Raw genomic sequence first — 12,900 nt, 5'->3', positions numbered from 1 at the left:
AGCAGGAGAGCATCCGTTCAGCTGTCACGAACACGGGCGACACCCCGAGATCGTGACAGGCGAGCAGGAGAGCAACCGTTCAGCTGTCACGAACACGGGCGACACCCCGAGATCGTGACAGGCGAAGCACGCATGACAAGGACCATGAAATGACGAACCCCACCGCCGCCGACCTCATCGCCCGGTCGAATCGCCTGGGCGCCGACCCGCGGAACACGAACTACGCCGGCGGCAACACGTCCGCCAAGGGCACCGAGATCGACCCGGTCACCGGCGAGCCGGTCGAGCTGCTCTGGGTGAAGGGCTCCGGCGGCGACCTCGGCACCCTGAGGCCCGAGGGTCTCGCCGTCCTGCGCCTGGACCGGTTGCGCGCCCTCGTCGACGTCTACACAGGCGCCGACCGCCCGTGGCACGAGAAGGACGACGAGATGGTCGCGGCGTTCGACTACTGCCTGTTCGGCAAGGGCGGCGCGGCTCCGTCGATCGACACCGCGATGCACGGACTGGTGGATGCAGCGCACGTCGACCACCTGCATCCCGACTCGGGCATCGCCATCGCGACGGCGGCCGATGGCGAGGAGCTCACGCGGCGGATCTTCGGCGAGAAGGTCGTGTGGGTGCCGTGGCGGCGCCCCGGCTTCCAGCTCGGCCTCGACATCGCGGAGATCAAGGCGAAGAACCCGCAGGCGATCGGATGCATCCTGGGCGGCCACGGCATCACGGCCTGGGGCGAGACGTCGCAGGAGGCGGAGCAGAACTCCACGCAGATCATCGCCAGCGCGGCCGAATACATCGAGAAGCACGGCAAGGCCGAGCCGTTCGGTGGAGTTCGGCCGGGCTTCGAGGCCCTGCCTGAGGCTGAGCGGCGGGCGAAGGCCGCGGCCCTCGCCCCGACGATCCGCGGACTCGCGTCGACCGACAAGCCGATGGTCGGCCACTTCACCGACAGCGACGTCGTGCTCGACTTCCTCGCGTCCGAGAAGGCGCCGGCCCTGGCCGAGCTCGGCACGAGCTGCCCCGACCACTTCCTGCGCACCAAGGTCAAGCCGATGATCCTCGACCTGCCCGCCGCGGCGACGGTCGAGGCATCCATCGACCGTCTCAAGGAGCTGCACGAGCAGTACCGCGCCGCCTACACCGCCTACTACGACGCGCACGCCTCGACGGGCTCCCCTTCGACAGGTTCAGGGACCGCCGAACCGGCATCGCCCGCGATGCGCGGCGCCGACCCGCTCATCGTGCTCGTGCCGGGTGTGGGCATGTTCTCCTACGGCGCGAACAAGCAGACCGCCCGCGTCGCCGGCGAGTTCTACGTCAACGCGATCAACGTCATGCGCGGCGCCGAGGCACTGTCGACCTACACCCCGATCTCGGACGCGGAGAAGTTCCGCATCGAGTACTGGGCGCTGGAGGAGGCGAAGCTGCAGCGGATGCCGAAGCCGAAGACCCACCAGGGTCGCATCGCCTTCGTCACCGGCGCCGCCTCGGGCATCGGCAAGGCCATCGCCACCCGCCTCGCGGCCGAGGGCGCGTGCGTCGTGGTCGCCGACCTCGATCTCGATAAGGCGCAGGCGGCGGCTGCGGAGCTCGGCAGCGCCGACGTGGCGATCGGCGTCGCCGCGAACGTGGCCGATGCCGAGGGCGTCCAGGCGGCGATCGACGCCACGCTCCTCGCGTTCGGCGGGGTCGACCTCGTCGTCAACAACGCCGGTCTCTCGCTCTCCAAGCCGCTGCTGGAGACGACCGAGAAGGACTGGAACCTGCAGCACGACGTCATGGCCAAGGGCTCCTTCCTCGTCTCGAAGGCCGCGGCGAAGGCGCTCATCGAGCAGGGCCTGGGCGGCGACATCATCTACATCTCGTCGAAGAACAGCGTGTTCGCCGGCCCGAACAACATCGCGTACTCCGCGACGAAGGCCGATCAGGCCCACCAGGTGCGCCTGCTCGCGGTCGAGCTCGGCGAGCACGGCGTGCGCGTGAACGGCATCAACCCCGACGGCGTCGTGCGCGGCTCCGGCATCTTCGCCTCCGGCTGGGGTGCGAACCGCGCCGCGACGTACGGCGTCAAGGAGGAGGACCTCGGTCAGTTCTACGCGAACCGCACGATCCTCAAGCGCGAGGTCGTGCCCGAGAACGTCGCCGACGCGGTGTACGTGCTCACCGGCCCCGAGCTCAGCCGCACGACCGGCCTGCACATCCCCGTGGACTCCGGCGTCGCCGCCGCCTTCCTCCGATGATGCGTCCCTCTGCGCTGCGATCCCGGGTCTCCCCTTCGCGGGTCGTTGAGCGAGCGTCAGCGAGTCGAAACGAGGTCGCGCTTTCCACGTTTCGTCTCGCTCCGCTCGCTCAACGGCCGGTCCTCAGCCATGCGGGGAGCCCGCGATGAGCGGCAGTGTCGCGGCGATCGACCTGGGGGCGACGAGCGGGCGGGTCATCGTCGGCCACGTCGGGGCCGAGACCCTCCAGACCGAGCAGGTCGCACGGTTCCTCAACACGCCCGTGCAGACGTCGGACGGACTGCACTGGGACATCCTCTCGCTCTACGCGGGAGCGACCGAAGGACTGCGGGAGGCCTTCCGCGCGAACGCCGACATCGCGAGCATCGGCGTCGACGCGTGGGCCGTCGACTACGGGCTCCTGCGCAGCGGGCGCCTCCTTGGCGAGCCGTACCACTACCGCGACCCCCGCACGGCGGCGGGCGTGGCGCGCGTACACGAGCGGATGCCGCACCCCGCGCTGTTCGCCCGCAACGGGCTGCAGTTCCTGCCCTTCAACACGCTGTACCAGTTCGCGGCGGAGGATCCCGACATCCTGGCCTTCGCCGACTCGGCGCTGCTCATCCCCGACCTCATCGGGTACTGGCTGACGGGCGAGGCGCGCGCGGAGCGCACGAATGCGTCGACGACCGGGCTGCTGCGCGCCGGCGAATGGGACGACGAGCTCGTGGCCGCACTCGGCATCCCTCGCCGCATCCTGCCCGAGCTGATCTCGCCCGGCGAGGCGCTCGGCCCGTTGCGTGCAGGCCTCACCGCGGATCTCGGCGGCAGCGCCACCGTCACCGCGGTGGGATCGCACGACACGGCGTCCGCGGTGGTCGCCGTTCCGATGCGACCGGATGCCGCGGCCTACATCTCGTGCGGCACGTGGGGGCTCGTCGGCGTGGAGGTCGAGCGGCCCGTGCTGTCCGACGCCGCCCGCGAGGCGGGCTTCACGAACGAGGGCGGCGTGGACGGACGCATCCGCCTGCTGCGCAACGTGATGGGTCTGTGGGTGCTCAGCGAGACCGTCCGCACGTGGCAGCGCGACGGCCATGCGATCGACCTGCCGTCGCTGCTCGCTGAGGCGGCAGAGGTGCAGGCTCCGATCTTCGATGTCGACGACCCGCGGTTCCTGCCGCCGGGCGACATGGTCTCGCGCATCGACGCGTGGTTCGCCGAGCATGGGATGCCGGCTCCGCGCACGCGCGCGCAGTACGCCCGCAGCATCGTGGAGTCCCTCGCGCAGGCGTTCGCGGATGCCGCGGCCGACGCCGGGCGCATCGGGGGCGTGGACGTGCGCTCGATCCACATCGTCGGCGGCGGAGCGCTCAACGCCCTCCTCTGCCAGCGCACCGCGGACCGCTCGGGTCTGCCGGTCGCCGCCGGTCCGGTCGAGGCGACGGCGCTCGGCAACGTGCTCGTCCAGGCGCGCGCCGCGGGCTTCGTCGGTGGATCGCTCGAGGCCCTCCGCGACCTCGTGGCCCGCACGCACGAGCCCGAGGTCTACCTGCCGCGCGCCTGACGGCTCACCTGTCGCCTTCATGGGCTGCAGCCCGTGAAGGTGACAGGCGAGCAGCGTCCTCGCGAGCCGGCGTCACTTTTACTTAGCAAGACTAATGAGCTATGCTAAGCATCGTATGAGCGCGACGACAGACCTGCAGACCAGCACAGCCGCCGACCTTCGCATGGCGACCTTCCGGCTCGCGCGCAGACTGCGGGCGCAGCGCGCCGTCGACACCATGAGCGACGGACAGTTCGCCGTCCTCGCCGCGCTGAAGGTGCACGGCATCCATACCCTCGGCGAGCTGGCCGAGCGCGAGCGGGTCACCGCTCCCTCGATGAACCGCACGGTCAACTGCCTCGAGGAAGCCGGCTACCTCACCCGCACCACCGACGCCGACGACCGGCGCAAGGTCAACATCGAGCTGACGCCCGAGGGTCTCGCCGTCGTGAAGGAGACGGTCCGCCGCCGCGACGCCTGGCTCGAGCAGGCTCTCGCTGCGCTGAGCGACGCGGAGCGCGCAGCCCTCGCCGAAGCGGCCGTCATCATGCGGAAGGTGGCCGACGCGTGAGTGTCCCCGCGCCCACTCCTCCCGCCGCATCGCGCGGAGCCCGGCGCGGGAGCGCCATGTTCCGGTCGCTCTCGCTCTTCAACTTCCGCGTCTGGATCATCGGCGCGCTGATCTCCAACATCGGCGGATGGATGCAGGCCACCGCCCAGGACTGGGTGGTCCTCACCGAGCTGACGCACAACGACGCCACGGCGATGGGCGTCACGATGGCGCTGCAGTTCGGGCCTCCTCTCGTGCTCGTGAGCATCACCGGCTGGGTCGCCGACCGCTTCGACCGTCGCAAGCTGCTCATGGTGACGCAGTCGACGCTCATGCTGCTCGCCGTGACCGTCGGCGTCCTCCTGCTCACCCACGTGATGACCCTGCCGCTCATGTGGGTCTTCGCCCTCTGCTTCGGCATCGCCAACGCCTTCGACGGCCCGGCCCGCCAGGCCTTCGTCTCCGACGTCGTCTCGCGCGAGAACGCGTCGAACGCGGTGGCGCTGAACGCCGCATCCTTCAACATGGCCCGTCTCATCGGACCGGCCGTCGGCGGCGTCATGATCGTCCTCGTCGGCACCGGCTGGATGTTCATCGTCAACGCCGTGACGTTCCTCGCGATGATCGTGGCGCTCCTCGTCATCCGCCCGGCGGAGCTCATCCCCCGCATCCGCAGTCACACCGCCGCGCGCCTGGCGGATGGCTTCCGCTACGTCGCGGGCCGGCGCGACCTCGTCGTGCTGTTCGTCATGGTCTTCCTCATCGCAGCGTTCGGCATGAACTTCCCGATCTTCGCGTCGACGATGGCGCTGGAGTTCGGCCAGAAGGCCGACGGCTACGGGCTCCTCAGCTCGGTGCTCGCGATCGGCTCCCTGGCCGGCGCCCTGATGGCCGCCCGGCGCGAGCGCGCCCGGATGCGGGTCGTGACCTTCGCCGCCGGCGGCTTCGGCGTCGCGTCGATGATTTCCTCGTTCATGCCGGTGTACGGCCTGTACGCCGTGATGCTCGTCTTCGTCGGCTTCAGCACCGTGTCGATGCTCACGACGGCCAACGGCTACGTCCAGACGACGACCGACCCCGAACTGCGCGGCCGCGTGCTCGCCCTCTACATGGCGATCCTCATGGGCGCGACGCCCATCGGCGCCCCCATCGCCGGGTGGGTGGCCACGACCTTCGGGCCGCGCGCGGCCATCCAGCTGGGCGCCACCGCCGGCCTCGTCGCCTGCGCGATCGGTCTCACGACTATGCTGTGGTCGGGCCGTGTCCACCGCGACAGCTCGACCCGATTCGGCGTCGCGATCGACGAGACACGCCCGCTGCGGGTCGTCACGAAGTAGGCCACCCGGCCGACGCGACAACGGGGTCGCGCCGGACGGGGTCGCAGCCGCATCCCCCACCCGCCGCCGGTATCACCGCGGGTCGCGTCGCCCTCTTCTCTGCGTTGGAATCCATCCGTCAGACCGCAGGAGGTCGACATGCCCGGCACATTCAAACTCGGCAAGCTCCCCGCAGTCCCGGGAGCCGTGAAGCTCAAGCTCTCCACGTATCTCGAGAAACCGCAGCTGCCCACGCCGCCTCCCGAGTTCGGGCACGACGCCCCGATCGCGCAGTGGGAGATGCTCGGCAACGACACCGTCGGCGACTGCGTCATCGCCGGTGCCCTGCACGAGACGATGCTCTGGACGGCCAACGGCAGCACGGAGATCCCGGTGTCGACGGACGCGGCGATCAAGAACTACTCGGCGATCACCGGCTACAACCCGAACGACCCCACGACCGACCAGGGCACCGACCCGGCCAAGGCGGCGAGCTACCGCCGCAAGACCGGCATCGTCGACGCCAACGGGAAGCATCACAAGATCGGCGCGTACCTCGCCCTCACGCCGGGCGACGTTCAGGAGCACCTGACGGCTCTCTACCTGTTCGGCGCCGTGGGCGTCGGAGTCGAGTTCCCGCAGAGCGCGATGGACCAGTTCAACGCCGGCCAGCCGTGGGACGTCGTGCCCGGCTCGAAGATCGAGGGCGGTCACTACATCAGCGCCGTCGCACGTCGCAACGGGATGCTCGTCATCGTCACGTGGGGCAAGGAGCACCCGATGACGGATGCCTTCCTCCAGAAGTACAACGACGAGAGCTACGCCTACATCTCGCCGGAGTACCTGAAGAGCGGCAAGAGCCCGGAGGGCTTCAACATGGCGCAGCTGAAGGCCGACCTCGCGGCGGTGACGACCGCCTGACGGACTACGCCTCGCGGGTGATCGTCACCTTGACGTTGAGGTTGGACTTGAACGGGCCGGCGTACACGCCGCGCAGCGGAGGGACGTCGCCGTAGTCGCGGCCGCGGCCGACCAGCACGTGCCGGTCGCCGATCTCGATGTTGTTGGTCGGATCGAACCCCTGCCATTCACCGGCGAACCACTCGATCCACGCGTGCGACTCGCCGGCGACGGCGACGCCGATCTCGGCGTTGGGGCGAGGGTGCAGGTATCCCGACACGTAGCGGGCCGGGATGCCGACCGCCCGCAGCGCGCCGATGGCGATGTGCGCCATGTCCTGGCACACGCCCTTGCGCGCCTCCCACGCCTCGTGCGCGGTCGTGCGCACGCCGGTGACGCCGCTCATGTACTCCACGGCATCCCCGATCGCCATCGAGATCTCGTGGGCCGCCATGCCGGGGTCGACGTGCTGAGACGCGATCGACCTCGCGATCTCGACGACCTCCTCATGCGGCTGCGTGCGGCCCGTCTGCGCCATCTGCTCCACCGTGGCGATCGAGCGCTGGGCCTCGCGGGCGAGGCCCTCCCACGTGATGCCGACGTGCTCGATGGGGCGCGGGCGCACCTCGACGAGCGAGCGCGCCGTGATCGACAGCAGGCTGTGGGGCGCGATGACGTCGAAGGCCGTCACCCGGGTGCCGAAATAGTCGACGTACGAGTTGACGGAGGTCGACGGCTCGACGTCGATCGCCGAGCTCAGGACGAACTGGCTGTCGGTCGTGCCGGGCAGCATGCGCGCCTCGTTGTACGACGCCGACACGTCGCCCGGGTACGAGAAGCCGGTCGAGTGCTCGATCCGCAAGCGTTTCACTGCTCCCGCCTCCCGGGTCGGCGTGGTTCGACGGGCTCACCGACCGGCACAAGGGTCATGAGATCTCTCCGATCCAGCTCGGCTCGGCCTGGGCCGGGAAGAACCGCTGTCGGATGGCCTCGGACGCCTCGCGGGTGACCTTCTGCACCTGATCCATGTGGGCGGGCAGCTCGCTCAGGATCTCGGCGAGCGGGCGGTACTCGAGGTCGTTGCGGATGCGCCCGAGCGCCCGCAGCACCTGGTTGGAGTGGCCGACGCGGTCGGCACGGGGGTCGATGGCGCTCATGCATCCCTCCGCCTGCGAGATGGAGTAGATGATCGAGCGCGGGAAGAGGCGATCGAGCAGGAGGAACTCCGCGGCATTGCGCGCGCTCGGCGTGCCGCGGTAGGTGCGCAGGTACGCCTCGTAGGCGCCGCACGATCGGAGGATCGTGGTCCACGACGGCCCGGACGCCTCCGTCAGCGTCCTGGTGGCTAGCAGGCGCGCGGTCATGTCGGCCCGCTCGATCGCGCGCCCGAGGGTGAAGAACTGCCACGCCTCGTCACGGCTCGTCGACGTGTCGACGATGCCCACCGCGAGTGCGGCGCGCTCGCGCACCCAGTGGAAGAAGTCGTGCACCTTGTCGATCTGCAGGCGCCGCGGCATCCGGGCGCTCGTCGTGTTCAGGCACTCCCACAGTTCGGTCGAGAGGATCTCGCGCGCGCGGCGCGCGTTCTCACGGGCCGACGTGAGCGAGTACGCGATGCTCGACGGCGTCATCCGGTCGACGGCAAGACGCGCGAGCACCTGGTCGCGCGTGACGCGCTCCGCGCCCTCGGGCAGGGACGCGCCCATGACGGCGAGGAGGGAGCGGCAGGCGCTGTCCTCGTCGATCCAGGGGTCCTCGAGCAGGAGCTGCAGCTGGACGTCGAGGATGCGGGCGGTGCCGTCGCTGCGCTCGATGTAGCGGCCGATCCAGAACAGGCTCTCCGCGATGCGGCTCAGCACGACGCACCTCGCGTCTGCTGCTGCTGCTCCTCCTGGCGACGGTTCTTCGCCGGCTGGTCCTGCGGCGAGTGGGCGACCTGCCGCACGGGCTCCGGATGGCCGGCGTCCTCCTCGTCCGTCGACTCCGAACCGGGCACCGAAGCCTGGTCGGCGACGAGGCCCGCGAGCCCCTGACCCTGGCCGTACTCGACGTGGGCGGGGGCGATCCCGCCGACGACCCACGTGTCCTTCGACCCGCCGCCCTGGCTGGAGTTCACGACGAGCTGGCCCGCGGGCAGCGCGACGCGCGTGAGTCCGCCGGGCAGCACCCAGATGTCGTCGCCGTCGTTCACGGCGAAGGGGCGGAGGTCGGCATGGCGCGGACGCATCCCGTCCTCCACCAGCGTCGGGATCGTCGAGAGCATGACGACCGGCTGCGCGATCCAGCCGCGCGGATCCGCGAGCAGACGGGTGCGGAGCGCGTCGAGCTCGGCGCGCGACGCATCCGGTCCCACGACGAGACCCTTGCCGCCCGACCCGTCGACCGGTTTCACGACGAGCTCGTCGAGGCGGTCGAGCACCTCCTCGAGCGCGGCGGGATCCTCCAGGCGCCACGTGTCGACGATCTGCAGCAGCGGCTCCTCGGAGAGGTAGTACCGGATGAGATCGGGCGTGTAGGTGTACAGCAGCTTGTCGTCGGCGACGCCGTTGCCGACCGCGTTGGCGATCGTGACGTTGCCCAGGCGCGCGGCCAGCATGAGTCCCGGGGCGCCGAGCATCGAGTCGGCGCGGAACTGCAGTGGGTCGAGGAAGTCGTCGTCGACGCGGCGATAGATGACGTCGACGCGCACCGGGCCGCGCGTGGTGCGCATGAAGACCTTGCCGCCGACGCAGAGGAGGTCGCGGCCCTCGACGAGCTCGACGCCCATCAGGCGGGCGAGCAGCGTGTGCTCGAAGTACGCGGAGTTGTACACGCCGGGGGTGAGGACCACGACGGTCGGCTCCTCGATGCCGGCGGGAGCCGACGCCTTCAGCGCCGCGAGCAGCTTGTTCGGGTAATCGCCGACGGGACGCACCTGCATCGAGACGAACAGCTCGGGGAGCGTCTGCGCCATCACCCGCCGGTTCGAGATGACGTAGCTCACACCGCTCGGCACGCGCACGTTGTCCTCGAGGACGCGCATGACGCCGTTCTCGTCGCGGATGAGGTCGATGCCCGACACCTGGATGCGCACGCCGTTGGCGGCGTGGATGCCGGCGGCCTGCCGGTAGAAGTACTGGCTCGAGGCGATCAGCTGGGCGGGCACGACGCCGTCGCGCACGCAGTTCTGCCGCCCGTAGGCGTCGTCGAGGAACGCCTCGAGTGCGCGAACCCGCTGCGTGACGCCCGCCTCGATGTGCGACCACTCGTCGTACTCGATGATGCGGGGCACGGCGTCGAGCGGGAACGGACGCTCCTCGCCCGCGAAGTCGAACGTCACGCCCTGCGCGAGATATGAGCTGGCCAGCGACTCCGTGCGGCCGCGCAGCTCCTCCTGCGTCATCTGTGCGAGGGCCTGATAGAGCTCCTCGTACGCGTCGCGCGCGGGGGCCGCTCCGGCGGTCTCGCCGAACATCTCGTCGAACGCGGGCATCCCCTGCGGGGTCTTGCGCGGCGCCAGCGTGGAGCCGTAGCCGTCGAACAGGTCACCCATGGAGAACGAGCCTACTGGCGCGCGTGTGACGGCGGTGTTTCGCATCCGTCGCCTGACCTTCACCGACTCCTCGCCGCTGCGCAACCTGTGGATCGACTATGCGCCACCTCGTGAGGGGCGCGGGGCCGGCGGAGACGTCGACGCCGACCGCCATGGGATCGGCGCCTGTCACCGGTCTGTCACCGAATCTCGGGGCCCAGCCACAGCCACCGGTCATACTCTGACGGGGTGGACGACTCGCACCCGTCGTATCCCCTCGCCGCCGTGGCCGGCGTGGCGTCCGTCGTGCTGGGCGCCGGCGTCGGAGAGCTCGTCGCTGCGGTCATCGATCCGACGTCGAGCCCCTTCGCCGCGATCGGGTCGGCACTGATCGACTTCGCGCCGCCGTGGGCGAAGGATGTCGCGATCTCGCTGTTCGGCACGAACGACAAGGCCGCCCTCCTCACCGGCATCGCGATCGTGGTCCTGGGGCTCGCCGCCCTGGCGGGAGTGCTCGAGGCGCGCTTCCCTCCGTGGGGGCGCGTGGTCGTCTTCGTCTTCGGGCTCGCCGGTGTCCTCGCCGCGCTGACACGTGCGGACGCGGGCCTGCTCGCGTGGCTCCCGTCGGCCGTGGCGGGCGTCCTCGCGGCATGGGTGCTCGGGCTGCTGGTGATCCGCCTCCGCCGGATCCCTGTTGCCCGCCCCGTGGCTCCGGCTCCCTCCCTCGCCGAGCCCATCGAGGCGTCGCGGGTAGGGTCGACCGCGATCCCGCGGACTCCGCCTCCCGATGCGACCCCTCGACAAGCTCGGGGACCGGAGGGGAGCGCTCGGGGGCCGGAGGGAAGCGCTCGGGGACCGGAGGGAAGCGCCCCGGGACCGAGGCCCGATGACGGGACATCCCGCCGGACGTTCCTCCTGTGGACGGGCGCGGCGGCGGCGATCGGCATCCTCGCCGGCGTGGGCGGCACGGTCCTGCGCGGCGGCTCGCGCTCGGTGGCCGCCGTGCGCAACGCGCTGAAGCTGCCCGCGCCCGCGAAGACCGCCGCGCCGATTCCGGCGACCGCGGACTTCCGCATCCCGGGTCTGGCCCCCGTCATCACGCCCAACGCCGACTTCTACCGGATCGACACGGCGCTCATCGTGCCGCAGGTCGACCCCGCCACCTGGAAGCTGCGCATCCACGGCCTCGTCGACAAGGAGGTGACGCTCACGTGGGATGAGCTGATCGCGCTGCCGCTGCAGGAGAGCACGACGACCCTCACGTGCGTGTCGAACGACGTGGGCGGCAACCTCATCTCGAACGCCGTGTGGCTCGGGTACCCGATCCGCGACCTGCTGAGCCGCGCCGGCGTGTCCTCGAGCGCCGACATGGTGCTGTCGACGTCGATCGACGGGTTCACGGCATCCACCCCGCTCGAAGCGCTCACCGACGGGCGGGACGCGATCCTCGCCGTCGGCATGAACGGTGAGCCGCTGCCGGCCGAACACGGCTTCCCCGTGCGGATGGTCGTGCCCGGCCTCTACGGCTACGTGTCGGCGACGAAGTGGGTGACGGACCTCGAGGTCACCAGGTTCGCCGATGCCTCCGCGTACTGGACCCAGCGCGGCTGGTCGGAGCGCGGCCCGATCAAGCTCGAGTCGCGCATCGACGTGCCGCGCGACGGCGCCTCGGTCACCGCCGGAACCGTGATGCTCGCCGGCGTCGCCTGGCAGCAGCACGTCGGTGTGAGCGGAGTCGAGGTGCAGATCGACGACGGGCCGTGGCAGAAGGCCGAGCTGGCCACCGCGATCTCGGACGACACGTGGGTGCAGTGGCGGCTGCCGTGGTCGGCGGCGTCCGGCTCGCACACCGTACGGTGCCGGGCGACGAGCGCGACCGGCGAGCAGCAGACCAGCACGCAGGCGCCCCCGGCCCCCGACGGTGCGTCAGGATGGCATCAGATCGCGGTGTCGGTGGTGTGACCGCGCCGCGTCCGGCGACGACGGAAGGAGCGCGATGAGCACATGGAGCGACACCCTCGGAACGGTGGGCGTGTGGCGGGGATTCACGCAGGTGGATGCCGCGTTCGCGTCCGAGATCGAGAGCCTGGGCTATGGCGCGCTGTGGCTCGGCTATTCGCCGGGAGCCGACCTCGAGGCCGTGGAGCGGATGCTCGACGCGACCGAGCGGCTGCACCTCGCGACAGGCGTCGTGAACATCTGGAAGGCCGACGCGGCGGAGGTCGCCGCATCCTTCCACCGCATCGACGCGAAGCATCCCGGGCGGTTCCTGCTCGGCATCGGGTCGGGGCACCGCGAGGCGACGCCCGAGCGGGTGCGTCCGCTCGACGCGACGAACCGCTACCTCGACGTGCTCGATGAGCACGGTGTGCCGACGCACCGGCGGGTGATCTCGGCGCTCGGGCCGCGGATGCTCCGGCTCGCCGCGGAGCGCAGCGCGGGCACGCATCCGTACCTGACGATCCCGGCCCAGAGCACACAGGAGCGCGAGGCGCTCGGCGACGGGGTGCTCGTCGCGCCCGAGCAGACGGTGGTGCTCGACTCCGACGAGGAGAGGGCCCGCGAGTCCGCGCGCACGTTCCTCACGCGCTACCTGGGCATGTCGAACTACACCACCACGATGCGGCGCGGCGGATTCAGCGAGCAGGACGTCGAGCCCCCGGGCAGCGACCGGCTGACGGACGCCATCGTCGCACAGGGGGATGCCGCGGCCCTCGCCGCACGCATCCGGGAGCATCTGGACGCCGGGGCGGACCACGTGTCGGTGCAGGTCGTGCCCGCGCGCGACGACGCCCTCCCCGCCCTGCGCGCGATCGCCGCCGAGCTGCGACTCGCCTGACCGAGTTCCGTCTCGGCCGACCCGA

At 70.6% G+C, this 12,900-nt stretch carries 10 protein-coding genes; 7 read left to right on the top strand and 3 right to left on the bottom strand.

What is annotated here, in order from left to right; all coding sequences use genetic code 11:
- Positions 1-83 precede the first annotated feature (83 nt).
- The 5 genes from SM116_RS03600 (at position 84) to SM116_RS03580 (ending at position 6,546) form a co-directional block, all read left to right on the top strand.
- Positions 84-2,237: a bifunctional aldolase/short-chain dehydrogenase gene (locus tag SM116_RS03600; RefSeq protein ID WP_320944089.1), complete on the top strand. Its 2,154-nt coding sequence runs from the start codon at positions 84-86 to the stop codon at positions 2,235-2,237.
- Positions 2,238-2,382: 145 nt separating this feature from the next.
- Positions 2,383-3,780 carry a rhamnulokinase gene (locus SM116_RS03595; RefSeq protein ID WP_320943097.1) on the top strand — a complete coding sequence of 466 codons (1,398 nt, stop codon included), beginning with the start codon at positions 2,383-2,385 and terminating at the stop codon, positions 3,778-3,780.
- Positions 3,781-3,895: 115 nt separating this feature from the next.
- A complete protein-coding gene (locus SM116_RS03590) occupies positions 3,896-4,330 on the top strand; it encodes a MarR family winged helix-turn-helix transcriptional regulator (RefSeq protein WP_320943096.1) in 435 nt (144 codons plus the stop codon).
- A gap of 56 nt (positions 4,331-4,386) precedes the next feature.
- A complete protein-coding gene (locus SM116_RS03585; protein WP_320944088.1) occupies positions 4,387-5,646 on the top strand; it encodes an MFS transporter in 1,260 nt (419 codons plus the stop codon).
- A 138-nt stretch (positions 5,647-5,784) separates the two neighbouring features.
- Complete coding sequence (locus tag SM116_RS03580) at positions 5,785-6,546, top strand: hypothetical protein (protein ID WP_320943095.1); 762 nt, start codon at positions 5,785-5,787, stop codon at positions 6,544-6,546.
- Between the two features lie 4 nt (positions 6,547-6,550).
- Here the strand turns inward: SM116_RS03580 and SM116_RS03575 are convergent, their stop codons facing one another.
- The 3 genes from SM116_RS03575 to SM116_RS03565 are packed head-to-tail and all read right to left on the bottom strand — an operon-like array spanning position 6,551 to position 10,057.
- Complete coding sequence (locus SM116_RS03575) at positions 6,551-7,396, bottom strand: transglutaminase family protein (protein WP_320943094.1); 846 nt, start codon at positions 7,394-7,396, stop codon at positions 6,551-6,553.
- 55 nt (positions 7,397-7,451) lie between these two features.
- Positions 7,452-8,384: an alpha-E domain-containing protein gene (locus SM116_RS03570; RefSeq protein WP_320943093.1), complete on the bottom strand. Its 933-nt coding sequence runs from the start codon at positions 8,382-8,384 to the stop codon at positions 7,452-7,454.
- The gene (locus tag SM116_RS03565) at positions 8,378-10,057 is read right to left on the bottom strand and encodes a circularly permuted type 2 ATP-grasp protein (RefSeq protein ID WP_320943092.1); all 1,680 of its coding nucleotides are present in this window, start codon (positions 10,055-10,057) and stop codon (positions 8,378-8,380) included. Before SM116_RS03565 ends, SM116_RS03570 begins: the two co-directional genes overlap by 7 nt.
- A gap of 228 nt (positions 10,058-10,285) precedes the next feature.
- On the opposite strand from SM116_RS03565, the gene SM116_RS03560 reads away from it, so the two are divergent.
- Both SM116_RS03560 and SM116_RS03555 read left to right on the top strand, forming a co-directional pair.
- Positions 10,286-11,998, top strand: a complete 1,713-nt coding sequence (locus tag SM116_RS03560; RefSeq protein WP_320943091.1) for a molybdopterin-dependent oxidoreductase — start codon at positions 10,286-10,288, stop codon at positions 11,996-11,998.
- 34 nt (positions 11,999-12,032) lie between these two features.
- Entirely contained in the window at positions 12,033-12,875 is an 843-nt protein-coding gene (locus tag SM116_RS03555) for an LLM class F420-dependent oxidoreductase (RefSeq protein ID WP_320943090.1), read from the top strand.
- Positions 12,876-12,900: the final 25 nt, after the last annotated feature.

It is taken from the genome of Microbacterium rhizosphaerae, assembly GCF_034120055.1.
Classification (GTDB): Bacteria; Actinomycetota; Actinomycetes; order Actinomycetales; family Microbacteriaceae; genus Microbacterium; species Microbacterium rhizosphaerae.
This window is presented reverse-complemented; position numbering and strand designations above follow the sequence as displayed.

Coding starts and splice junctions, on each gene's coding strand:
- SM116_RS03595 (WP_320943097.1), top strand. CDS start 2,383: ATGAGCGGCAGTGTCGCGGCGATCGACCTGGGGGCGACGAGCGGGCGG.
- SM116_RS03590 (WP_320943096.1), top strand. CDS start 3,896: ATGAGCGCGACGACAGACCTGCAGACCAGCACAGCCGCCGACCTTCGC.
- SM116_RS03585 (WP_320944088.1), top strand. CDS start 4,387: ATGTTCCGGTCGCTCTCGCTCTTCAACTTCCGCGTCTGGATCATCGGC.
- SM116_RS03580 (WP_320943095.1), top strand. CDS start 5,785: ATGCCCGGCACATTCAAACTCGGCAAGCTCCCCGCAGTCCCGGGAGCC.
- SM116_RS03565 (WP_320943092.1), bottom strand. CDS start 10,057: ATGGGTGACCTGTTCGACGGCTACGGCTCCACGCTGGCGCCGCGCAAG.
- SM116_RS03555 (WP_320943090.1), top strand. CDS start 12,033: ATGAGCACATGGAGCGACACCCTCGGAACGGTGGGCGTGTGGCGGGGA.